The 23486-nt window shown below is 53.8% G+C and carries 19 protein-coding genes; 15 read left to right on the plus strand and 4 right to left on the minus strand.

The genetic code is table 11. The features are described from left to right. Positions 1 to 197: 197 nt before the first annotated feature. The 5 genes from VIN76_RS13215 (at position 198) to VIN76_RS13235 (ending at position 10695) form a co-directional block, all read left to right on the plus strand. Entirely contained in the window at positions 198 to 2237 is a 2040-nt protein-coding gene (locus VIN76_RS13215) for a 3-hydroxyacyl-CoA dehydrogenase NAD-binding domain-containing protein (protein ID WP_332042335.1), read from the plus strand. Between the two features lie 490 nt (positions 2238 to 2727). After that, positions 2728 to 5757, plus strand: a complete 3030-nt coding sequence (locus VIN76_RS13220) for a TonB-dependent receptor domain-containing protein (protein ID WP_332042336.1) — start codon at positions 2728 to 2730, stop codon at positions 5755 to 5757. A 151-nt stretch (positions 5758 to 5908) separates the two neighbouring features. Beyond that, positions 5909 to 6748 carry an acyl-CoA thioesterase gene (locus VIN76_RS13225; RefSeq protein WP_332042381.1) on the plus strand — a complete coding sequence of 280 codons (840 nt, stop codon included), beginning with the start codon at positions 5909 to 5911 and terminating at the stop codon, positions 6746 to 6748. A gap of 325 nt (positions 6749 to 7073) precedes the next feature. Further along, entirely contained in the window at positions 7074 to 9422 is a 2349-nt protein-coding gene (locus VIN76_RS13230; RefSeq protein WP_332042337.1) for a TonB-dependent receptor, read from the plus strand. 1 nt (position 9423) lies between these two features. Then, positions 9424 to 10695, plus strand: coding sequence for an aminotransferase class V-fold PLP-dependent enzyme (locus VIN76_RS13235; protein ID WP_332042338.1), 1272 nt, complete (start codon positions 9424 to 9426; stop codon positions 10693 to 10695). Between the two features lie 41 nt (positions 10696 to 10736). On the opposite strand, the gene VIN76_RS13240 is transcribed toward VIN76_RS13235, so the two are convergent. Beyond that, a complete protein-coding gene (locus VIN76_RS13240) occupies positions 10737 to 11438 on the minus strand; it encodes a winged helix-turn-helix transcriptional regulator (RefSeq protein ID WP_332042339.1) in 702 nt (233 codons plus the stop codon). 65 nt (positions 11439 to 11503) lie between these two features. Between VIN76_RS13240 and VIN76_RS13245 the strand changes: the two genes are divergently transcribed. The 7 genes from VIN76_RS13245 to VIN76_RS13275 are packed head-to-tail and all read left to right on the plus strand — an operon-like array spanning position 11504 to position 15474. Next, a complete protein-coding gene (locus VIN76_RS13245) occupies positions 11504 to 11986 on the plus strand; it encodes a VOC family protein (protein WP_332042340.1) in 483 nt (160 codons plus the stop codon). Further along, a complete protein-coding gene (locus tag VIN76_RS13250) occupies positions 11983 to 12639 on the plus strand; it encodes a glutathione S-transferase family protein (protein ID WP_332042341.1) in 657 nt (218 codons plus the stop codon). Before VIN76_RS13245 ends, VIN76_RS13250 begins: the two co-directional genes overlap by 4 nt. A gap of 43 nt (positions 12640 to 12682) precedes the next feature. Continuing rightward, a complete protein-coding gene (locus tag VIN76_RS13255) occupies positions 12683 to 13168 on the plus strand; it encodes an SRPBCC family protein (RefSeq protein ID WP_332042342.1) in 486 nt (161 codons plus the stop codon). Next, the gene (locus VIN76_RS13260; protein WP_332042343.1) at positions 13169 to 13537 is read left to right on the plus strand and encodes a VOC family protein; all 369 of its coding nucleotides are present in this window, start codon (positions 13169 to 13171) and stop codon (positions 13535 to 13537) included. It abuts the gene before it with no gap. 55 nt (positions 13538 to 13592) lie between these two features. Further along, positions 13593 to 14267 carry a glutathione S-transferase family protein gene (locus VIN76_RS13265; RefSeq protein ID WP_332042344.1) on the plus strand — a complete coding sequence of 225 codons (675 nt, stop codon included), beginning with the start codon at positions 13593 to 13595 and terminating at the stop codon, positions 14265 to 14267. Between the two features lie 20 nt (positions 14268 to 14287). Further along, positions 14288 to 14659: a DUF1428 domain-containing protein gene (locus VIN76_RS13270; RefSeq protein ID WP_332042345.1), complete on the plus strand. Its 372-nt coding sequence runs from the start codon at positions 14288 to 14290 to the stop codon at positions 14657 to 14659. A gap of 11 nt (positions 14660 to 14670) precedes the next feature. Continuing rightward, a complete protein-coding gene (locus tag VIN76_RS13275) occupies positions 14671 to 15474 on the plus strand; it encodes a VOC family protein (RefSeq protein ID WP_332042346.1) in 804 nt (267 codons plus the stop codon). A 3-nt stretch (positions 15475 to 15477) separates the two neighbouring features. On the opposite strand, the gene VIN76_RS13280 is transcribed toward VIN76_RS13275, so the two are convergent. Then, positions 15478 to 16071 (minus strand): YdeI/OmpD-associated family protein, encoded by a 594-nt coding sequence (locus tag VIN76_RS13280; RefSeq protein ID WP_332042347.1) that lies wholly within the window; start codon positions 16069 to 16071, stop codon positions 15478 to 15480. A 249-nt stretch (positions 16072 to 16320) separates the two neighbouring features. Between VIN76_RS13280 and VIN76_RS13285 the strand changes: the two genes are divergently transcribed. After that, complete coding sequence (locus VIN76_RS13285; RefSeq protein WP_332042348.1) at positions 16321 to 17493, plus strand: CoA transferase; 1173 nt, start codon at positions 16321 to 16323, stop codon at positions 17491 to 17493. Between the two features lie 11 nt (positions 17494 to 17504). On the opposite strand, the gene VIN76_RS13290 is transcribed toward VIN76_RS13285, so the two are convergent. Beyond that, positions 17505 to 18413: a helix-turn-helix domain-containing protein gene (locus VIN76_RS13290; RefSeq protein WP_332042349.1), complete on the minus strand. Its 909-nt coding sequence runs from the start codon at positions 18411 to 18413 to the stop codon at positions 17505 to 17507. Positions 18414 to 18629: 216 nt separating this feature from the next. Further along, the gene (locus tag VIN76_RS13295; RefSeq protein ID WP_332042350.1) at positions 18630 to 20918 is read right to left on the minus strand and encodes a TonB-dependent receptor; all 2289 of its coding nucleotides are present in this window, start codon (positions 20916 to 20918) and stop codon (positions 18630 to 18632) included. 120 nt (positions 20919 to 21038) lie between these two features. Here VIN76_RS13295 and VIN76_RS13300 point away from each other — a divergent pair, with 120 nt between their 5' ends. Next, the gene (locus VIN76_RS13300) at positions 21039 to 21992 is read left to right on the plus strand and encodes a nitronate monooxygenase (protein ID WP_332042351.1); all 954 of its coding nucleotides are present in this window, start codon (positions 21039 to 21041) and stop codon (positions 21990 to 21992) included. Further along, positions 21989 to 23485: a carotenoid oxygenase family protein gene (locus tag VIN76_RS13305; protein ID WP_332042352.1), complete on the plus strand. Its 1497-nt coding sequence runs from the start codon at positions 21989 to 21991 to the stop codon at positions 23483 to 23485. The genes VIN76_RS13300 and VIN76_RS13305 overlap by 4 nt, the downstream gene beginning before the upstream one ends. Position 23486 lies beyond the last annotated feature (1 nt).

Below are 23486 nucleotides of genomic sequence, written 5' to 3' on the forward strand. Positions count from 1 at the left end.
ACAAATCACAAAAGGCAAGAGATGATTAGCTTTTCTGAAAATATGGTTTGAGACTAATTATCGTTTAGACTAACTTATTGTAGTTAGTTTGAACTATAGGTATGCCGGAAATCCATAGGGAAAAAGTCAGGGATTAAGCATAAGTTTCCCGGCTTAGAGTCGGCCAAACCTGGCTTTGATAAAAGGAGAGTGAGACAATGAATTCTGCCATTTCAACCGAGCGTCAGGGCAATATCCTGATAATCACAGCGGACAATCCGCCGGTTAACGCACTGAGCCAAGCTGTGCGTGAAGGATTACAAAAGGGCATCGAGCAAGCATTGAGCGATGATAGCATCGAAGCCATAGTGATACGCTGTGATGGCCGCACCTTCTTTGCCGGAGCCGACATCACCGAATTCGGCAAGACACCCAAGGGGCCAAGCTTACCCGAAGTCTGCGATATAATCGAAGCCAGCGAGAAGCCGGTGGTTGCCGCGATCCACGGCACGGCGCTTGGCGGCGGCTGCGAGGTCGCGCTGGCCTGCCATTACCGCGTTGCTGTTCCCTCCGCCAAGCTGGGCCTACCCGAAGTGAAGCTGGGCCTGATTCCCGGTGCTGCAGGGACACAGCGCCTTCCGCGTCTCGTCGGCGCTGAGGCTGCTCTGCCCATCGTTGTCATCGGCGATCCGATTAGCGCCAAGAAAGCGGAAAGCATCGGCCTGCTCGACAAGCTTGTTGGCGAAAACAGTCTGGCGGAAGATGCGGTGGAATTCGTAAAAACGAAAATCGGCCAGCCGGTTCCGCGCACCTCACACGGTACCGCCAATCAAGACGGCGTGAAAGACCCGCAGATTTTTGACAATTTCCGCGCTAAAAACGGGCGCAAGCTACGCGGTTTCGACGCGCCGAATGCTGCGATAGAAGCCGTTAAGGCAGCAGGAGAAATGTCGTTCGAAGACGGCGTAAAGAAAGAGCGCGAGCTGTTTACCAAGCTGATGACAGGAACGCAAAGCGCTGCCATGCGGCATTATTTCTTTGCCGAGCGCGCTGCAAACAAGATCGATGACGTGCCTGCGGACACTCCGTTAATCCCCATCAAGACAGTTGGAATCATCGGAGCCGGAACCATGGGCGGCGGCATCGCCATGAACTTCCTGTCCGCCGGGATTAAAACCGTCATTCTGGAAATGAAGCAGGAAGCGCTGGACCGCGGCATGGGCGTCATCCGCAAGAACTACGAAAATACCGCAAAGCGCGGCCGCATGACCGCCCAGCAGGTTAAAGACGCGATGGGCCTTCTTTCGGGCACGCTCGACTATGAAGATCTCGCCGATTGCGATCTGGTGATCGAAGCCGTTTACGAAAATATGGACGTGAAGAAGGAAGTTTTCGCAAAACTCGACAGCGTGGTAAAGCAAGGCGCTATTCTGGCCTCAAATACAAGCTATCTGAATATCGACGAAATTGCGGCCGCGACCGAACGCCCCGGCTATGTTCTGGGCCTGCATTTCTTTAGTCCCGCAAACATAATGAAGCTGCTTGAAATCGTTCGCGGCGATAAAACACGAGATGACGTGCTTTCCACATCGATGAAACTGGCCAAAAGAATTGGAAAGATTGCCGCTGTGTCCGGTGTCTGTCCTGGCTTTATCGGCAACCGCATGCTCTCGCCTCGTCAGCAACAGGCTAACCAGCTCATCATGGAAGGCGCGAATTATTGGGATGTTGACGATGTCCTGCTTGAATTCGGTTTTCCCATGGGGCCATTCCAGATGGGCGACCTCGCCGGTATCGACATCGGCTGGCACCGCGATCCTTCAAAGGTCACGACGGTACGCGAGGCGCTATGCTCTGTGGGTCGTTTCGGCCAGAAAGCGGGGAAAGGTTTCTACGATTATGACGAAGCCCGTAACCGCACGCCTTCGGACGAGGTGAAAAAAATAATCTCCGACTTCGCCGAGAAGGAGGGCCATGAACAGCGCGATATTTCGAAGGAAGAGATCAAGGAACGCCTGCTTTATCCCATGGTCAATGAAGGGGCTAAAATCCTTGACGAAAAAATGGCACAGCGCGCCAGCGATATCGATGTTGTGTGGATCAACGGCTATGGCTGGCCGCTTTATACCGGCGGTCCGATGTTCTGGGCCGATACGGTCGGATTGGATAATATCGTAGCCGGCCTTGAAAAGCACGACCTTCCGGTCAGCGATTACCTACGCAAAAAGGCGGAAGCAGGCGAAAAATTCACGCGCTGATACATAATGAAGATAGTGGGCAAATATTCCGCCACGAAACATTCAGGGGAGGCCCAGCTCGGCCTCCCCTTTTTTATATCCCGCGCAAATTCATGCGCTTATGGCGCCCTTTTTGCCGGCACCATCGAGCGGTAAAGCGGGCTCAATACAAGCTACATACCCATCGATTGAATATTGGGTATGAGAGAAACCCTCATCGCCGGAGCAAACTCATAGTTTGAAAAATTGAAACCTTCAGCGCCAGTCAATCAGCTTATTGCTTCTTATCTCAGGCATTAAATATAGATCAATATAATGATAAATAATTCTTTTATAGAAATACCGACCCGCTATCGCGTTAATAACCCGGAAAAAAGATTAGCCACAAATCATAGCCCAGAAAGAACCAAATATAGTAATTTAGTGAATTAACTTGACACGCTGCGTCAATTTTACTCATTTAGAACTTACGGTATGTCACACAAAAGTGCAGCCGTTAGAGGAGAGGAATATGATCAAACAAATCCGACGGCACACGTGCGCCATGTCCGCTTTGGCAATTGGCATGGTTACAATGACTCCTGGCACTGCGTTTGCCCAGATAAACGACGATGGCTCCGCAGACGATGTTGAAAACCGAACTATCGTTGTGACAGGGTCACTGATCCGAGGCACTCCGGAAGATAGCGCGCTGCCGGTTGATGTTTTTTCAACCCAAAATTTGGCTGAAGAAGGTGTGACTTCACCGCTTGATTTCATCAAAGATATTCCAGCCGTTGGTTCCGTGCTTGGCGATTCCAACCAGTTCTCGTCTTCAGCGCAAGGTCTTGGCGGCGTTGGTACGCTGAACCTTCGTAACCTGGGTCCGACGCGTACGCTCGTATTGCTGAACGGTCATCGCACGATTATTTCGCCGGGTGACGGCCTGGTCGACACGAACCTGCTACCGATGTTTGCGCTTGAACGGGTGGAACTGTTAAAAGACGGGGCTGCCGTTACCTATGGCTCTGATGCTGTTGCTGGTGTTGCAAATTTCATTACCCGCAAAAATTTTGAAGGTGTCGAAATCCAGGGTGACTACCGCTTCATCAGCGATAGCGATGGTGATTATACCGCCAGCATTCTGGCCGGCAAAAACCTTGGCCCCGATGTGAACATTCTGGCGGGTTTCGGCTATCGCCATCGTTCGCCGCTCGCAGCAATTGATCGCGACTATGCAAACCTAGATTACGAAACCAACCCGGCCGGTTATTCGGTTGTCAGCAATCCGGCGACCTATTTCCCGGCTATCAGGCCAGCTGGCCCTATCCGCGACAATCCAGCGGCAGCACTTCGTCCCACGCTAATCTCCGGAACGCCTTATCAGGATGCGGGTTGTAACGATCTTGGCGGCACTCAGGTCTTTTCAGGCGGAGCGGCTCCTCTCTGCGCATATCAGTTCACCGATTATAATAATCTGGTCGAAGAGCAGGATTTCTATCAGGCATTTGCTCAGATGAATGTCACTCTCTCGGACTCGGTGCGTTTCAACGCGGATGTTCTGTGGGCGCGTAGCGTTACGAAAACCGTCCTGTCGCCATCCTATCCTTCGACAACCTCTCCAGCAGGACCGGGAACCCAATTTAATTATTTCGTACCAAGCACCAACCCCGGCTTCGCGGATTTTGTTGATCAGACCGGCTTCCCAACCGCTGTCGGTCCGTTTACGCCGGGCGCTGCTATCCTTGTATATCGCCCGTTTTCGCTCGGCGGCAATCCACTGGCTGGCGAACCTTACGGCAATGAAAGTTTCAGCAAGAACAATAGCTGGCGCGCTTCGGCTGGTTTTGAATTTGACGTATCTCCGACACTGACGGCTTCCTTGCAGGGCACCTATATTCAGGCCAGTTCGGAATCGCTTGTTCCTGACTATCTGCCTGTTCGTTTGCAAAATGCCCTGGACGGTCTGGGCGGTCCTGACTGCGATGTTGCAACAGGCACACCCGGTCAAGGCGGCTGCATGTATTATAATCCGTTCTCGAACGCGATTGCGCTGAATCCGGTCACCGGCCAGACTAACCCCAACTACACGGGCGCTTCCGGCCAGATGAATTCAAATAATCCTGCGCTGATTGACTGGATGTTTGGCAATACCGGCACCAACCAGCAGGAGCGGCAAGTTGTTATTGATGCGCTGGTCAGCGGCGATCTTGGCGGATTGGATTTCGGCGCAGGTCCGGTCGCATTTGGTATCGGCGCGCAATATCGTTCCACCAATTTCAAAACGGCGGGCCGCAATGACGAGGGGCTGTTTCTGAACGATTCGAACCGTAACCCCTGCCCGATCCTTGGCGATACAACATGTACGGTTCGCACCGGACCTTTTGCGTTCCTTGGGCAATCGCGTAATGTTGCGCTGGAAAGCGATGTGTACGCCGTTTTTGGCGAGGTACAGGTTCCGATTCTCGACAATCTGGAGGTCAATCTGGCGCTGCGTTACGAAGATTATGGCGGACAAACCGGGTCCACTCTGGATCCCAAAGCCAGCTTCCGGTTCGAAGCAACACCGTGGCTGGTGCTGCGTGGTTCCGTCAGCACCACCTTCCGTGGTCCGTTGCCAAGCAACATCTCGCCATCAACTGTGACTGCCTTGCAAGCAATTGACGCCGCAAATGCCGGTTTCCTTTCAGTGGATATCACAGGCGATCCGGCCCTTAAGCCGGAAAGTGCGTTCACCTATAATATCGGCGCTGTGGTCCAGACGGGCGGCTTTAATGCCTCGATCGACTATTGGAGCTATGACTTCGAAGACGCGATCGCGACGCAGGACGAAAATGCCATTGCATCGTCCGTCATTCCGACACCAGGTGGTCTGGCCGATTGTAGCAACCCGCTTGCAGACCGCCTGACCTTCTCCGGCGGCTGTGTTCAGGGTGTGACGACCGGTGCCGACCTTGCCCGTATCCAGACATTCATCGTGAACAGCGCACCCGTAAAAACGGACGGTATCGACCTGAAGGCTGATTACACGTTCCTATTTGGAGAAGCTGCTTTGACAGTGGGTGGTGCAGCAACATGGACCCTCAACTATGATGTGGATCCGCAAAACGTCCTGGGCGTCCAGATTTCCGACGCTTATGATGCCGTTGGTTTTGCGAACTTCGACCGCTCACCGGGCACTATTTCCGAATGGAAGGGTAACGCTTTTGCCAACCTCAATATCAATAATCTCAACCTCCGCTATGTCTTCCGTTATGCCAGCGGAGTGAAGGACGACCGTTGCCCCGATAATGCGCCGTGCTTTACGTCAACATACGGCACAAGCTTCGGTGATCCGACGACGGAGACAGACTTTGGACGCAAAATCCCTGCCCTGACGCAGCATGACTTAACCATGCTTTATGACCTTCCGCTCAACTTTGCGGCCATCCAGTTGCAGGCGTCTGTTGAAAATATCTTTGACGAAGATCCACCAGCAGCGCGGTTCGAGCTTGGCTACAACCCGTTCATCGGAAACCCGCTTGGACGCACAGTTCGATTGGGGGCCAAAGTCAATTTCTAAGGCCCACTTCAACAAAGACTCGAAAATGCCCCGCGCCAAAAACGCTGGGCATTTTCTTTATTCTCACTTTATATCCCCGCTGTGCTTCGCGCAGACAAACACTAGATAAAGGTTCAAAATCATTACTCTTGCAAATCTATTAGAACCTGTCCTGTCCGACGATGGACATTTTACCGGCCAGCCCGGCCCAGCCGTCGGCCCACGCCTGTTCGGGGGCCAGGCCATAGCGCAGGCATTAATGGCAGCCTCTCTTGAAGAAGGGAGCGAGCGCTTAGCCCACTCGCTACATTGCTATTTTCTCAAGCCGGGAAATGCCGAAGAACCGGTTGATTATCGCGTTACCCACCTGACCAGCGGACGTAGCTTCTCGATACGGCGCGTAGAGGCCATTCAGAATGAGGTCGTCATATTCTCGATGATCGCATCGTTTCAGCATCCCGAAGCCGGCTTTACGCATCAGGACGCGGCCCGCGATGTTCCAACTGTGGAACAAGCATCTGCCAATCTGCAAAGCTGGCTGGATCAACACAGCGATTCGCCGATCCGCCCCGTGATCGAACGTATATCGAAGCGTCCGATCGAGATCATACCCCTTGATGCATCAGTTTTGATGGGAAGCTCATCACAGGAAGCGAAATCGGGTGCGTGGATGCGAATGCGTGAACCAGCAAATGCCAACCCTCGAATGAACCGCGCCCTGCTTTCCTACGCATCCGATATGCTGCTTCTTCGCAATGCTATATTGCCCCACATCCGCGAATCCAATTGGCAAGATTTGCAGACCGCTAGTCTCGATCATGCAATCTGGTTTCATGACACACCGGATTTTGATCAATGGCACCTGTTCCTTATGGAAAGTCCGTGGGCCGGGGGAGCACGCGGGCTGAACCGTGGACATTTTTTTACACAAGACGGACGAATGATCGCAACTGTCACCCAGGAAAGCCTGATGCGCCCGCACGGAGATGCGCGCAAAGGGCTGGCTGAATGACAGGCGAAAGGGAACGTAAAACAGGTTAGACGCAACCGGTGCGTCCATGGAAATGATCACATAGATTTGCAAATTATTTGGGGGCCAGCTTAACCTAACCTGCCGGGTTAATGCTGCCATTGAGCCGAAATTTCCAATGCGTGATCACCAACGCACGAAAAGGGCTGGGGATAAAATGGATTCCATTTACGCCCCGCCAAGTCTGCAACAAATTATCGCAGCAAATCATAACCCGTCATAATAACGTCATTTCGGGCAGCTAGGGGGCGCTCAGCTTCCAGCTAACCTCTTCACAATCCAACTATAAATTACCTCAGGAGCAATCATGCGCCATTCATTACTGCTGTCCGTTGCATTCGTGGCACTTTCCGCACAGCCTTCCTTCGCTAATAGTTCTGTTGACGATAGTATGTTTGACGACATTGTCGTGACCGGAACGCGTGATGCCAGCCGTACCCAGTTTGACACCATGGCGCCCGTTGACGTTGTTTCGGGGAGCGCCATTCAAAGCAGCGTATCCGACGACCTGTCCGACACACTGGCACAGCTCGCTCCGTCGTTTAACGTCCAGCGGCTTCCCGCCAATGACGGGCTGGCCTTCGTGCGCCCGGTGCGGCTGCGCAACCTGTCGCCCGATCATACGCTCGTGCTGGTCAATGGCCGCCGCTTCCACCGTTCGGCGCTACTTTCGACCGCTCAGGCAGTAGATTTCGCCCAGATTCCAACCTTCGCAGTCAAACGGATCGAAGTTCTACGTGATGGCGCTGCTGCCCAATATGGATCGGACGCGATTGCGGGCGTGGTCAATGTCATCCTTGACGATGATGCCGGATTTTCCGCTTATGGCAAATTTTCCGAATATTATGAAGGCGATGGCGCACAATATCAGACCGGTATTCGCACCGGCGTGAACTTTGGCGACGGCGGCTACCTGACGATAACGGCAGAATATTCCGAAGCTGACGCAACCTCGCGCACGCGCCAGCGTCCCGATGCAATCGCCTATCAGGAAGCAAATCCCGATATCGACGTGCCTAATCCTGTGCAGCGCTGGGGCCAGCCGGACGTCAATTCCCTGCGCGCCGCGTTCAATACCGCTATGCCGATTTCGGAAGCTTTTGAACCCTATGCGTTCGGTACTTTCAGCTGGGGCGACGGCGTGACCGACTTTAACTGGCGCAACCCCGATGGCACGGCCAATGTCTATAATCCCAGCACGGTTTTCCCTGACTGGAACGTATTGTCACTCTATCCGGCCGGTTTCACGCCCCGTTTCGGGTCCGATTGGACCGACCACCAGATTGTTGGCGGTGTGCGAGGCGATTTGTCGGACAGCTTCAGCTATGATTTCAGCGCGTCCCAGGGTGAAAACAGCATTGATTACACCATCGACGAAACGATCAACGCATCACTGGGGCCATTGAGTCCGACCTATTTCTATCTTGGTCAACTGACTCAGCAGGAATTCAACCTCAATGCCGATTTTGTCTATCGCGCTGACCTGGGACTCGCATCACCATTAAACATCGCCTTTGGCGCGGAACGCCGCCTGGAGACTTATAAAGTCGGCGCGGGCGATGACGCATCCTTTGCCGTCGGGCCGGGTGCTGCAACCGGGCTTGCGGCCAATTCCAACGGCTTTCCGGGCTATAGCACGGATCAGGCAGGTGAATGGGATCAGGAAAGCTATGCCGGTTATCTTGATCTGGAAACCCAGCCGCTACCGGGTTGGACCGTTGGCGGAGCGATGCGTTATGAAGATTATTCCGAATTTGGAGACACGCTGAATTTCAAAGCCTCCAGCCGCGTTGAACTGACCGATGCGCTGGCTTTGCGCGGCAGCTATTCCACAGGTTTCCGTGCCCCGTCACCGGCACAGACATTTACCAGCCGCACATCCCAGGGGCTCGACACGACGAACCTGCAAATATTTACATCGGGACGTCTGGCGCTCAATGATCCGATCGCCCTCGCCCTTGGGGCGCAGCCGCTCAAGCCGGAAAAATCCCGTTCGATTGCGGCCGGGCTTTCTTACCGGACAGGCGGACTCACAGCGACGGTTGACCTCTACCAGATCAAGGTGAAGGACCGCTTTGGTACTTCGCAAAGCTTCGTAGTGCCTGATGAATTCGACAATCCAATGGGCTACACGTCAGTTTCTTACTTCACCAACGATTATGACACGCGTACCCGTGGTATTGATGTCGTGCTGGCCTGGAACGGTCAGGTCGGCCCCGGCACCCTCGACCTTTCGGCTGCTTATAATTACAACCAGACCAAAGCGACCGCCGGTTCGGTTGCCGACAGAACTGCCGATCAAAAGCGTATATTTGAAGGGGCCCGTCCAAAGCAGAACGCTACCGGATCCATCGGCTATACACTTGGCGATTTCAACATCATGGCACGCGCGCGCTATTATGGAAAATGGACCGACTCCTCGGGCAATTCCACCGGCAAGATTTTCCAGGACTTTGGCAGCATCGCTCTGTTTGACCTGTCCGTCGATTACAAGATGACACAGAATATCAGCCTGCGTGTCGGTGCGGAAAATATCTTTGACACCTATCCGGACGAAGCGACCAACCAGGCGGTTCGCGGACTCATCTATTCACGTAATGCCCCATATGACACCGATGGCGGTCAATATTATGTCCGCGTCGGAGTGGAGTTTTAACATGATTGCCCGGCGGCAATTCATTGCGGGCGCCGCCCTGCTTCCGGCAATGCTGGAAGCAGGGGCTGGGGTGGCAAAGCCAGTCATGTCACCGGCAAAACTGGCAACCAATGAGGCCTATTGGCAAACGGTTGCCGCCCAATATGAATTGCCGCAAGGCATTACCCAGTTGGAAAATGGCAATTGGGGCGTGATGTCAAAGCCGGTACTCGACGCCTATTTCCGAAATCAGCGCAAAGTTAACCGCGAGAGTTCCTATTACTCACGGCGCGAATACGGCTCGCAATGGGTCGCTGTTCGTGAGCGCGTCGCCAATATGGTGGGCGTCAGGTCCGACGAGATCGCCCTCACCCGCAACGCGACAGAGGCGCTGCAATGTCTGATCGGCGGGTATAATCGTCTTGGTTCCGGAGACGCCGTTCTTTATGCCGATCACGATTATTCCGCCATGCAGTCCTCAATGGATTGGCTCCGCAGCCGCCGCGGGGTTGATGTCATACGCATTACACTACCCGAACCGGCGACATGGCAGGGGATGATTGACGCCTATGCACAGGCGCTCGACGCCAACCCGCGTGTCCGGCTGATCCTCCTCACCCATTTGGGTCACCGCAGCGGGCTGGTGCTGCCCATCCGGAAGATCATTGAAATGGCATCAGCGCGCGGGGTCGATGCCATAGTCGATGCAGCGCACAGTGTGGGTCAGCTCGACTTCAAGCTGCCCGCATTGGGTGCGAGCTTCGTCGGCTTTAACCTACACAAATGGATCGGTGCGCCTTTGGGAGTGGGCGGATTTTATATTGCGAAAGACCGGATCCCAGACATTGATCCGCATATGACTGACTTGGATGATACAACCGCCAACATCAACGCGCGCGTCCATAGCGGCACGGCCAATTTTGCCGCTACAATGACTGTGCCCAATGCAATCGATTTCCAGGAGGGAATCGGGGGCGCGGCCAAGGAAGCCCGGCTTCGTCATTTGCGGAACCTGTGGGCCGAACAACTGCGCGATATGCAGGGGCTTGAGATACTTACGCCCGCCGATCCGCGCCTGAGCTGCGGCATGACCTCATTCCGTTTTTCTGATCGCCGGAGCATGGCCGATAATGAAGCGGTTGCACGGGAACTTCTGGAGCGTTTTAACATCTTCACTGTAGCACGCGACGGACTTGCCAAGGGTTCCTGCGTCAGGATAACCCCGGCCTTGTTCAATAGCAGCGATGATATCGCACGGCTGACCACCGCTCTTCGGACCATGAGCAAAGGGTGATCATTATCCGGAACGTCCCTGATACAAGACCATCCCCCCGCTCACACCTCCTGCGGTAATTTTTCAGGGAGCGGGAATAGGGTAACAAACTGTTTTGCCAGTTTGCGGTCCCCCTCAAGCATGAGCAGCCCGGCTGTTTCCAGTGTTTCTATGGGCTCGCCGCCATAGACAACTGCTGCCAGCATTTCTGCAGATCCGGTGAAGATGAAGTCTGCGCCTTCTGTCTCGCTCCGCTGCGTTTCAATGGCACCGTCACGGATTGTGACGACAAATTGGTCACGCCCTATCCGGAAGCCTGCTTTTGCAGAGAAGCCTTTTACACGGTCCGGGTCGAGCATTGTGCGGAATGACATCATGATCGACGCCGCGCTGAGCGGCAGGGTCGGGTCATGATTAGGATGCCGCGTTGCCCACTTACCCAGCACCTGGATAATGTCCTCCGCCTCATAACCCCATTCGGTCAGTTCATAAACCTGAGCGGACACCGGCGGGGGTGCCTTGCGCTTTTTAAGGATGCGCGAAGCTTCAAGCCCCTCCAGCCGCTGGGTCAGGATTTTGGCGCTGATCCCCGGCAGTCCTGCACGAAGCTCGCTAAACCGGCGCGGCCCGAACATCAATTCGCGGATGATGAGAATGCTCCACCGCTCACCGATAAGGTCAAGAGCAAAGGCGGTTCCGCAGGCATCATCATACCAGCGATTTCGAACGCCTTGCCGATTTTCAGTTTCTTTTTGTAACTTCATGGTTGCTTTTTGTAACTCACATTCTAATTATTTGCAAATGCCGACTCGAACGAAGGGAGCTAATAATGACAAAAGCCGCTATTTGCCTTTGGTATGAAAGTGATGCCAAGGCAGCCGCCGAATTTTATGCCGCCACTTTTCCCGATAGCCATGTTGATGCAGTGCACCATGCCCCTAGCGACTTTCCCGGCGGCAAGGAAGGCGATGAACTGACTGTTGAATTCACAGTGCTTGGTCTGCCCTGCATGGCGATTATTGGCGGCCCCACTTTCAAACAGAGCGAGGCCTTTTCTTTTCAGGTCGAAACTGCGGATCAGGAAGAAACCGATCGCTATTGGAACGCCATAGTCGGCAATGGCGGACAGGAAAGCGAATGTGGCTGGTGCAAGGACCGTTGGGGCGTCAGCTGGCAGATCACTCCGCGCATATTGAACGAAGCAATGGCGCAAGGCGGCGAGGTTGCCAAACGTGCTTTCACAGCCATGATGCCAATGAAGAAAATCGACGTTGCCGCGATTGAAGCGGCTGTAAAAAGAGAAGCTCTATGATGGAGCTATTCGGTCATCCATTCTCATCATGCACGCAAAAGGCAACGATTGCTCTTTACGAAACACAAACGCCGTTCAATTTCCGCATGCTGGATCCAGAGCATCCCGATAATGAGGCCGAGTTTGCAAAACTCGCACCGCTCGGGAAATTTCCGCTGTTACTGGATAACGGATTGGTGATCGAGGAAACAACGATCATCATAGAGCATATCGCACAACATCACGCACCTGACGCTGGCCTGATCCCCGCGAACGCAGATGATGCACGGCACGTCCGTCTATTCGACCGAATCTGCGATTTTTATGTCATGACGCCAATGCAGCGGATCGTTGCTGATTTCATGCGCCCGGCAGAAGATCGTGATCCGACAGGCGTAGCAGGCGAAAAAGCAACGCTCGACAAGGCCTATAGCTGGTTGGAAGAACGGCTGGAGGCGGGTGAATGGGCGACAGGCCGGACGTTCACCCTTGCCGATTGTGCGGCGGCTCCGGCTCTGTTTTACGCGGACTGGGTATATCCGATTGCCGACAGCCTGCCCCTGCTGAAAGCCTATCGCGCGCGCCTGCTGTCCCACCCTTCGGTCGCACGCGCGGTGGATGAGGGCCGCCCTTATCGTTCCTTTTTTCCGGGCGGAGCGCCTGACAGGGACTGAACCAACGAACAGGGCAGAGCAACAATGAAAATAGGAGCATAAAATGACAGATTGCACCCCGAAAACCCCCGAAGAAACCTACGAACTTTCCATCACCCGCCATATCGCCGCGCCACCGGAACGGGTCTGGCAAGTCATGACCGAGCGCATGACCGAATGGTGGTGCCCGAAACCGTGGCGAACAGAGATTATCGAGCAGGACTGGCGCACCGGAGGCCGCACGGCGACGATCATGCACGGCCCCGATGGCGAGCGGCATGAAGGCGAAGGTATTTTCCTGGACGTCACGCCGGGCAAACGCTTTGCCTTTACAGATGCGATGACGGCGGACCTGAAACCGCAAGGACCCTTCATGATCGGCATTTTCGAGATCGAGCCAGAGGACGGCGGGACCCGCTACACCGCAAGCGCGCGCCACTGGACCAAGGAGGCACAACAACAGCACGAAGAAATGGGATTTACCGACGGATGGAGTACCGTTTCCGACCAGCTTGCGGAGCTATGCGAGAGAGAAACGGCGGAGGCTTGAATGGCCATAAAGCTTAACCACACTATTATCCGGTCTAGCGACAAGGAAAAGGCGGCGAATTTCCTGACCCATATATTGGGCCTGCCTGACCCCAAGCCCGCTGGCCATTTTCTTGTGGTCGAGCTTGATAATGAGGTCTCGCTCGATTTCATGGAGAAAGAAGGCGATGTCGCGCATCAGCATTATGCATTCCAGATCGAAGATGCCGACTTCGACGCAGTGTTCGGCCGCATCAAGGCGGCGAGCATAGATTATTGGGCCGACCCGGCGCGCTCGCAGCCCGGAGAGATTAACCACAGGAACGGCGGACGCGGGGTGTATTTCCCCGACCCTGACGGCCATCTGCTGGAAGTGTTGACCCGGCCATAGGGCGATAGGGCGATGGCTAAATTTGGATGAAAACTATGTTTGATTGGAAACCATAATGTCTATTGATCCGAACACGAATATCGAAATATCCGCTTTCAAATGGGTGCCTGATTTCGCGAAAGGAATGGTCCGCGATATGCGGATCCGATGGGCGCTGGAAGAAATCGGTCAACCCTATAGCACTGTCTTGGTCGATGCGACCCAGCCTCGCGGCGAAGACTATCGGGAATGGCAACCCTTTGGCCAAGTCCCCGCCTTCGATGACGGCAAAGTACGCTTGTTCGAGACCGGCGCGATCCTGCTTTATCTTGGTGAACAGGACGAGCGGCTGATGCCGCGTAGCCCGCAGGCAAAATGGGAAACCACGACATGGCTTATCGCCGCACTTAACAGCGTGGAACCGATGCTGATGACGATCGTATCCTATGACATTTTCCATGCCGACAAGGATTGGGCCAAGGCTGCACGGCCAGCAGCGGTCGAGCTTGCCGAAGCGCGGCTCAAGAGCGTGTCCGATGCACTTGGCGACAAGGATTGGCTGACAAGTCAGTTCAGTATCGCAGACATCATGATGGTAACCGTGCTGCGCAACATAAAACACACCGACATTATCAACGGTTTTCCGAAACTTGCCGCTTACCAGAAGCGCGGTGAGGAACGACCTGCATTCAAACGCGCACTGGATGCACAAATGGCCCCATTCACCGAAAACGAGCCACAACCGGCTTAGCCCAAAGAAGGAGAGAGAAAATGAGCTATATAGACGGATTTGTAATCGCGGTTCCGACCAGCAACAAACAGAAATTCATCGATCATGCCAAAGGTGCGGACTCCATGTTTCTGGAGATGGGTGCGACACGCGTTCTTGAATGCTGGGGCGATGACGTTCCTGAAGGAAAGACCACTGATTTTCGCAGCGCGGTCAAGGCACAGGATGATGAAACAGTGGCATTTTCCTGGATAGAGTGGCCGGACAAGGCAACGCGCGATGCTGCGATGAAGAAAATGATGGATCCCGATAATGATGATCCGCGGATGGATCAGGAAAAAAATCCGATGCCCTTTGATGGCAAACGCATGATTTTTGGCGGCTTTGAAGCGGTTGTGACACTAGAAAAATAGGGAGCAGGAAGATGACAAACAAGCATGGTGATTTCATCTGGTATGAATTGATGACAAGCGACGCCGATGCAGCGCAAAATTTTTATGGCCCGCTGATCGGTTGGAATTTCTCCAAAATCGGTCAGGCAGATATGGATTACAGGGAAATTTCCATAAACGGTAACGGCGTTGGCGGTATATTGACGTTGACGCCAGAAATGTTGGCTGGCGGAGCGGTTCCTTGCTGGACGGGTTATATCAATGTCGATGATGTCGACGCGAGCGCCAAAAGCATCAAGGATGCGGGCGGCACCATCCATATGGAGCCATGGGATATCCCCGATGTCGGGCGCGTAGCCTTTGCCGCCGATGATCAGGGCGTGCCATTCTACATCATGTCACCGACGCCGCCAGCCGATAATCCGGATGCAACAAGCAATGCCTTTGCCGCAACCGAGTCCATGGTCGGGCATTGTGCTTGGAATGAACTGGCCACCACCGATCCGAAGGCTGCAAAGGACTTTTACAGCCAGCAATTTGGATGGAAAGAGAATGGCGACATGGACATGGGTCCGATGGGCAAATATGAATTTTTAAAGGTTGGCGATGATCGCGGTTTCATGCTGGGTGCGCTTATGCCCAAACCCGATGAAATGCCGATGTCGGCCTGGACCTATTATTTCCGTGTCCCCGATATTGACAAGGCTGTTGTAGCGATAAACGCGAACGGCGGCACGGTTACGTGGGAGCCGACCGAAATCCCTGGCGGTGATTTTTCCCTGAGCGGTATAGATCCGCAAGGTGCCAATTTCGCGCTGGTCGGACCGAGAAAATAGGCATCAGCGTTCGTTATAACCTTTGCCCTTGAGGATCTTTTCCCGGCTTTTTTCAATGCGGGCGACACGGGTTTTGGACTGTTTGGCGTCCGTAAAGTGTAGAATATATCCACGCTTGCGTCCGGGAGTGAGTGTATCAAACGCTTCGGCCAGTTCCGGGTCACCGTCCAATATATCGACTAATTCATCCGGGTATGTGAGGTTTTCTTTCGCGTCAAAGTCAACCTCCAACCCGTCCTTTTCCGCTTGTATGGCCTTTGCGATATAGGCTTTGATGGTGTTTTCGTTGTCGGTAATTTCTTGCAGCCCACTGAAGCGCATCTGGCGCATGGCTTGCGAATGCTTGCCGGGCTTCACAAGAATATTCTTGTCGTCCTCTAACAGCGCGCCCTTGAAGAACCCGAGCGCACAATAGTTCTTCATCGCATAGATGATGGCGGCATTGCTCCCCTGATACGAATAACAGAGTTTGCTCCATTTAACGCTCTCATCAAGGCCGCAGTCCAGGATAAGAGAACGCAGCTTCTTCCTTTCTTCCTGCCATATTGGCTTGTTCAATAATTTATCGATTTCCGGAGTAGATCGTTTTTGCGTCATAACATACCCTCTCAGGGGACCGGCTTCGTTATCGCTGTGCGATAGTTATAATCGCGCACCAACAGAATCGGTCACATAGGTTAGCCTTGTGGTCAGTATCATTTTTTGCTCTGTTTTGATGCCACTTTACAAATATATTATTACATAGCATTCTAAGTAACTATACGCCATGCGGTCACGATTCCGGTCCCTTTCACATCGGTCGTTACAACATGCTAAGGCTTTCACAGATGATTCTGAAGGAACAACATGACTGAAACATATAGCGGCGGGGCACTGGAAGACATTCGCGTGGTCGAGATGGGGCAATTGATTGCCGGTCCCTTTTGCGGGCAGTTGCTTGGCGATATGGGGGCTGAAATTGTTAAGCTCGAGCCACCTGAAACCGGCGATCCGATGCGCTATTGGGGTCAGGGCGACAAACCAAGCTGGTGGCGTGTGGTCGCGCGCAACAAATATTCTGTAGCATGCGACCTACGTTCGGCGGAAGGGCAGCAACTGGCCCGCGACCTGATCGCAAAAGCCGACATATTGATCGAGAATTTCCGCCCCGGCACGCTGGAAAAATGGAATCTGGACCCGGCTGACCTTCGCAAAACCAATCCCGGATTGATCGTCGTGCGCGTGTCCGGCTATGGCCAGACCGGCCCCTATTCGGCGCGTGCCGGATTTGGCGGCATAGGTGAGGCAATGGGCGGATGGCGCGGCATAGTCGGCCATCCCGACCGCCCACCCGCACGCATGGGTGTGTCCATAGGTGACACGCTTGCGGCCAGCTATGGATGCATGGGCGCACTTGCCGCGCTCCACCACCGCGACAAAACCGGCGAGGGACAGATTGTTGATTCCGCGCTCTACGAAGCTGTGTTGCAGGTGATGGAATCAACCATATCCGATTATTCGACCAGCGGAACCAAGCGTAAGCGCACCGGGTCCACCCTGCCCGCTATCGCCCCGTCAAATGTCTATCCATGCCGCGACGGCGAATATCTGATCGGTGCCAATCAGGACGGTGTTTTCGCGCGGCTGGCCGCTGCGATGGGAAGGCCCGAACTGGCCACCGACGAACGCTATGCCACCCACATAGCTCGCGGCGCGCGGCAGGAAGAGCTGGATGCGCTGATCAGCGAATGGACGAAAACAATGACGGTCGAGGAGCTTGAGGCCAAGATGGTCGAAGCCGGTGTTCCCGCCGGACGTATCTATGATGCCGAGGACATGATGGCCGACCCGCATTTTGCAGCGCGCGAGGCGTTAGTAACCGTCCCCGATGCAGAGCTGGGCGAAGTAACCATGCAGAACGTCTTTCCGAAAATGTCCAAAACCCCCGGCAGCGTGCGCCGCCCTGCCCCGCTCACTATCGGTCAGGATAGCGATGATGTTATCCAGCGGTGGTTGGGCGGCGAAGAAGCGAAGGAATGAATATCCTCTCGCTACAGATTGAAACCTGTATTTGAAATATCCAGCACTTCACCGCATTGATCACAAGTTGGCACATATTGCAGCTTGTGGCCGCATGGCTTGTGCGTCAGAATTAACGGCGGTCCTTTTTCATCGGCAAACCAGCGGTCGCCCCATTGAAGCAAGGCCAGCAAGACAGGATATAGATCACGGCCCTTTTCGGTCAGCCGATATTCAAAGCGCTGTTCATTCGCTGAATAGGGAATTGCCTTGATAATATCCTGCTCCTGAAGCCGCTCCAGCCGGTCAGACAGAATATTGGTGGCCATCGCCGTATCGCGCTGAATCTCGTCAAACCGGTTTATCCCGGTAAAACAGGCGCGAACAACCAAAGTTGCCCAGCGGTCCCCGAAAAGCTCTATGACCGAGTCCGTCATGGTGCGATTGCCACGCTTTGCGCTTGCCGCTGCGGTCTGCTTGCGCCGCCTGCCATATACGGGGGTGACCTGACTAAGTCCTGGCCCCGCCGCCCAGCTTACATCTCTGGGATCAATTTCTGTTTTACATTCTACGCAGGTTGGCTGGGGAATAGTTTCGTTGCCGCACTCTCTATGGAACATCCGGACTTCAAAACCGCGCGCACCCCATTCCCATCGCCGCTGCCAGCGCAATATCATCAAGGCCACAGGGAAAAGCCCCCTGCCTTTTTCGGTCAGCCGATATCCCTTCTGACGCTGCGTATCTTTAGTGAAGACATCGGTTTCAACCAGCTTGACCAGACGGTTGCTCAGGACCGAACGCACTATGCCGGTTTCTTCCAGAAATTCCTGAAAACGGCTCTTGCCCAGAAAGGCCTGCTCCATAATCAGAAGCACCGGGACATCGCCAACCACTTCCAGAGCGCGCCAAATCGAGCAAGCCCGAATGGTGTCAATCTTCATGGTTCATTTCCCAGTTACCTTGTGCCAATTGCCCTCCAATCGCACATATCCCGGAATGAGAATATCATATTAGATACAGGGCAGTTCCAGATCGGACGCCATGCTTACGATAACCATTTCGACCTTGGGGTCAATGAAAGACAGGCAAGCAAAGCTTCCCGTTGAAACTGAACCCTGCCGTTCACTCACAGAGCCAAGTGAACGGCAGGATATTTTTTAGAACTTCATATCGACTGCCAGGGCTATATTGCGGGGACGATCATAAATCGCGTTATACGCATTACCCGTGTTGCTGGTAATCGTTGTCCCCAAAGGCACAGCACCCGCAGTCTGCTTGATACGCTCGTCGGTCAGATTGCGTCCGATCAAGGCAATCGACCATTTGTCATCGACATGGCCAAGCGAGATACGCGCACCCATTTTGACATAGCCATCCTGACGCGTGCGCGGATCAAGATTGGCCGCTGCAATATATGCACTCGAAAAATCGGCATTAAGATTGATGCCCAGCTTCATAGAGTCGCTGACCGGGTGGCTAAAGTCTCCGTTCAGGTTTCCCGACCATTTGGGTGACAATGTGTTGCGCTTGCCCGAATAGTCACAAAATCCGTCCGGTGAATCCGGAACTTGCAGATAATAGCATTGCCCCTCGATGAAATTGGTAAACTCGAAATCCAGATAAGCCAAAGAGCCGCTGAGCGTAAAATGGTCATCCACTGCCCAGCGCATATCCGTTTCAATACCCTGGGTCCGTGCACCGGAAGCGTTCCGCACGTTGAAATTCAGCGTGCCGTCAAACACATTGGTCTGCAAATCCTTATAGATTGTCCGATAGGCAGACACGCTCCACGCAAAGGAACGGGATTTATATTTGAGGCCCGCTTCATAATTATCCGCACGCTCGTCGGTAAATATGAATGAACCGGGACGTGCGACTGTAGTCGAGTCCGGAAGCGAGTTTGACCGCACGTCAAAACCACCAGCTTTCGTGCCGCGAGCGAACGAAGCATAAGCCATCAGATCATCGGTAATGTCATACTGGATATTCGCCATCGGGTTAAAGCTGTCCTCGCTCAGCTTGCCCGAAATACTATGCTCCTCGATATTAAGCGCGCGGAAGGTAGCGGTCACAATGGCCGGATTAAACGTATTGAGCGGCCCCTGAACAATGACAAGATCGCGCTGTCCGGTTTTCTTCTCATGGTTGAACCTGGCACCGACTGTCACACGCAGCGCATCGGTCAGCGACAATTCACCTTGAGCAAAGACCGAAATAAGATCGGATTTCTGCGAATAGACGCGGTCGTTTGATGTGTCCCCCAAAGCATTGAACGGAGGACCAAAGGCTAGAAAAGTCGGGTTGAATTCAACCTGGTCATCAACTTTCAGGCTGCTGTTCTGGTAAAAGATACCTGCGATATAATTAAATGTCTGATCGCCCGGAGAAGTCAGTCTCAGTTCCTGCGAAAACTGGCGATAATCCTCTTGCATCGCCGTTCCATCAAGAAAACTTGGCGCGACAAAATCGACATCAACCAGCTCGCGCACCTTGTAATCCAGATAGCCGGTGGTCGATGTCAGGACATGGTCTCCCAGCTCCAGATTGGCGTTGACGACAATATCGAATATTTCATTGTCACTCTCGTAACCGCCGTCAGCGCGGACATAATCCTCCGTGGTATCGACAAATAGTGGGCCGCTGAAAATGGCATTATAAGTCCCGACCGCACCAAAAATCTCGCGTGGCTGTCCTTTGGTTTTGAAATGGGCATATTCGCCTTTGATATCGACGGAAAATGGCCCCCCATTATCGTAATCGACTATGCCGCGAACAAAGGCTTCCTTGACATTGGGCTCTTTACGGTCCTGTTTCGTGTTAAAGAAATATCCGTCCATCGAGCGATAATAGCCCACAACGCGCGCGCCAATATCCTGCGATAACGGACCGGAAAGAACACCGGTAATCTTTGCCTCGTTATGGTTGAATTCGTAAAGCGCATTGACCGACGCTTCGAGTTCGTTCGACGGGCGTCGGCTCACTACGTTGACGGCGCCGGCGATAGCATTTTTACCGAATAAGGTAGGCTGCGGTCCGCGCAGCACCTCAACGCGCTCCAGATCGACGAGCGGCATGCGGCTAAGCTGGTCCCGCCCGTAATAAATCCCGTCAACAAACATCGCCACGGACTGTTCAAAGCCCTTGTTATCACCCGATGCAATGCCGCGAATTGCAATGCGGTTGGCAATTGCTGTCTGTGTGATTTTGAGGTTGGGAATCGAGGAAGCAACCGATTCAAGATTGGTTTGCCCGTATGATTCGATAGCCTCACCCGATACTGCGGAAATCGAAATCGGCACGTCGGACAGGCCTTCTGCACGCTTTTGCGCAGTGACTACAATTTCGGTCAGTCCGCCCCGCTGCGGCGCGTTATCTTCCTGCGCATAAGCCACGCCAGGCATCGCGAAAACCGAGACCATCAGAGCCGTAGAAATAGTATTTTTCATTCATATCCTCCCCATATCCAGTCTGGATGACTGCACTGCAATTTATCTTGCGTTCATCCTGCTACTATGCATAAGTATGTTTATGCAAGTTAGTTTTTTGGAGCGGAGCGATAAGTTTTAATGGCCATTCCTGACCTTTTACGGAAGAATCTGAAATTACCCGCAATTGTTGCGCCGATGTTCCTTGTCTCGGGACCGCAGATGGTTATCGCGTCATCCCGTGCTGGCCTGATTGGCTCTTTCCCGGCCCCCAACGCGCGCACTCCGGAAATGCTGGAAGACTGGCTTAGCGAGATTGAAACGGCCCTCGCAGATGATCACGATACTGCCCTCTGGGCGGTAAACCTTGTCGTGCATCCGTCCAATGACCGCTTCCCGAGCGATCTGGACGCTGTGGTCCGTCACAAGGTGCCACTGGTCATTACGGCTTTGGGTAGTCCCGCTCGCGTAGTGGATGCTGTCCATGATTATGGCGGGCTGGTCTTTGCGGATGTCAATTCCGTGGGGTTCGCGCGCAAGGCTGCCATGGCGGGGGTTGACGGGTTGGTGCTTGTCGCTTCCGGCGCTGGCGGACATACCGGGCTGACGGCGGGCTTTGCCTTTGTCGAGGAAGTTCGCCAGTTCTGGGATGGCCCCATTGTCCTCGGCGGCGCGATCTCGACGGGCCATGCGGTGCGCGCAGCAGAAATATTGGGCGCGGACCTTGCCTATCTCGGTACCTCGATGATTGCGTGTGAAGAGAGCCTTGCCGACAATGCGTATAAAAACATGGTCGTGGCCGCTGGTGCAGAAGATGTCATCCCGTCCAAAGGGATAACCGGTGTCACTGCCAACTGGCTCCGGCCCAGTCTGGTTGCGGCGGGCTATGATCCCGCGAATATGCCGGAAGATAAAAAGCCCAATTTTGAAAACGCTCAGGACGATGCGAAAGCCTGGAAAAACGTGTGGTCTGCCGGGCAAGGCGTGGGCGCAGTGCAAGCCGTGGAACCTCTTGCGATGATAGCTGAGCGGCTGAAGAATGAATATGAAGCGGCGGTAAAACAGCCCGCATTTAGGAAAGGAGATTTCAGATGACAGTTGAACTCGTAGGAACCGTCCGCTCGACATTAAAGCAGAGCGATCATCCTTATATCGGGGGTGCGTGGCAACCGACCTATAATGAATGGAATGCAATCTTCGCCAATGGCGATGAGCGGGTTATCGGGACAATCCCTGATGATATTGACGGGGTATATGTTCGCACTGGCGAGAACCAGATCCACGAACCTATTGGCCGTTATCACCCGTTTGATGGCGACGGATTCATTCATGCGATGAGCTTCAAGGATGGCCGTGCAAGCTATCGCAGCCGCTTCGTCCGGACCAAGGGATTTCAGGCCGAGCAGGAGGCCGGGCGTTCATTATGGGCGGGGCTCATGGAACCGCCGCATAAATCGACCCGTCCCGGCTGGGGCGCACAGGAATGGCTGAAAGACAGCTCCTCAACCGATGTCTGTATTCATGCCGGCCAGATACTCTCATCCTTCTACCAGTGCGGCGAAGGATACCGGCTGGACCCGTTTACGCTGGAACAGGATGGCACCGAAGGTTGGGTTCCGCTTGATGGCATATCGGCGCATTGCAAAGTTGATGAATCGACCGGAGAACTGCTGTTTTTCAACTATTCCAAGCATGCACCCTATATGCATTACGGCGTGGTGGGGCCGGACAACAAGCTCAAACATTATGTGCCGATTCCGCTCAAAGGGCCGCGTCTGCCGCATGACATGGCATTCACCAAAAACTACACTATTCTCAATGACTTACCTCTATACTGGGATCCTGGATTGTTGGAAAACGGACTCCATGCAGTCCAGTTTTACCCCGATCAGAAGTCCCGCTTCGCAATCATCCCGCGCTATGGTCAGCCAGAGGACATTCTCTGGTTCGAGGCAGAACCATGCTATGTGCTGCACTGGCTAAACGCTTGGGAAGAAGGGGACGAGATCATACTCGACGGCTATTTCCAGGAAGAGCCCATGCCCAAATCCTATGAAGGCGCGCCCAAGGGTTTTGAACGCATGATGGCCTATCTTGACCAGCAGCTTTTGAAACCGAAACTTCACCGCTGGCGCTTCAACCTTAAAACCGGCGAAACCACTGAAGAACGTCTGCGTGATGAAATCATCGAATTCGGCATGTTCAACCAGAAATATGCCGGACGTAAATATCGTTACGCCTATAGCGCCATACCTGAACCCGGCTGGTTCCTCTTCCGGGGACTTGTCAAACATGATCTTGATACCGGCATTGATGAACGCATTGAGTTCGGCCCCGGCCGCTACGCAAGCGAGTCTCCCTTTGCACCGCGTATCAATGCCAAGGATGAAGACGACGGCTATCTAGTGTCCTTTGTCGCCGACGTAAATACGGATCAGTCGGAATGTGTGCTAATTGATGCCAAGAATATTGCAGCTGGCCCGGTATGCCGCATCATATTGCCTGAACGTATCTGTTCGGGCACCCATTCGACATGGGCCAATGGCGATGATATCGGCATGCCTTCCAACAACATACTCGCAGGCTGAC

This window comes from Parasphingorhabdus sp., from assembly GCF_036568145.1.
GTDB lineage: Bacteria > Pseudomonadota > Alphaproteobacteria > Sphingomonadales > Sphingomonadaceae > Parasphingorhabdus.

Coding starts and splice junctions, on each gene's coding strand:
- VIN76_RS13275 (WP_332042346.1), top strand. CDS start 14,671: ATGACAAACAAGCATGGTGATTTCATCTGGTATGAATTGATGACAAGC.
- VIN76_RS13220 (WP_332042336.1), top strand. CDS start 2,728: ATGATCAAACAAATCCGACGGCACACGTGCGCCATGTCCGCTTTGGCA.
- VIN76_RS13295 (WP_332042350.1), bottom strand. CDS start 20,918: ATGAAAAATACTATTTCTACGGCTCTGATGGTCTCGGTTTTCGCGATG.
- VIN76_RS13230 (WP_332042337.1), top strand. CDS start 7,074: ATGCGCCATTCATTACTGCTGTCCGTTGCATTCGTGGCACTTTCCGCA.
- VIN76_RS13300 (WP_332042351.1), top strand. CDS start 21,039: ATGGCCATTCCTGACCTTTTACGGAAGAATCTGAAATTACCCGCAATT.
- VIN76_RS13250 (WP_332042341.1), top strand. CDS start 11,983: ATGATGGAGCTATTCGGTCATCCATTCTCATCATGCACGCAAAAGGCA.
- VIN76_RS13280 (WP_332042347.1), bottom strand. CDS start 16,071: ATGACGCAAAAACGATCTACTCCGGAAATCGATAAATTATTGAACAAG.
- VIN76_RS13245 (WP_332042340.1), top strand. CDS start 11,504: ATGACAAAAGCCGCTATTTGCCTTTGGTATGAAAGTGATGCCAAGGCA.
- VIN76_RS13285 (WP_332042348.1), top strand. CDS start 16,321: ATGACTGAAACATATAGCGGCGGGGCACTGGAAGACATTCGCGTGGTC.
- VIN76_RS13260 (WP_332042343.1), top strand. CDS start 13,169: ATGGCCATAAAGCTTAACCACACTATTATCCGGTCTAGCGACAAGGAA.
- VIN76_RS13235 (WP_332042338.1), top strand. CDS start 9,424: ATGATTGCCCGGCGGCAATTCATTGCGGGCGCCGCCCTGCTTCCGGCA.
- VIN76_RS13215 (WP_332042335.1), top strand. CDS start 198: ATGAATTCTGCCATTTCAACCGAGCGTCAGGGCAATATCCTGATAATC.
- VIN76_RS13240 (WP_332042339.1), bottom strand. CDS start 11,438: ATGAAGTTACAAAAAGAAACTGAAAATCGGCAAGGCGTTCGAAATCGC.
- VIN76_RS13270 (WP_332042345.1), top strand. CDS start 14,288: ATGAGCTATATAGACGGATTTGTAATCGCGGTTCCGACCAGCAACAAA.
- VIN76_RS13265 (WP_332042344.1), top strand. CDS start 13,593: ATGTCTATTGATCCGAACACGAATATCGAAATATCCGCTTTCAAATGG.
- VIN76_RS13255 (WP_332042342.1), top strand. CDS start 12,683: ATGACAGATTGCACCCCGAAAACCCCCGAAGAAACCTACGAACTTTCC.
- VIN76_RS13305 (WP_332042352.1), top strand. CDS start 21,989: ATGACAGTTGAACTCGTAGGAACCGTCCGCTCGACATTAAAGCAGAGC.
- VIN76_RS13290 (WP_332042349.1), bottom strand. CDS start 18,413: ATGAAGATTGACACCATTCGGGCTTGCTCGATTTGGCGCGCTCTGGAA.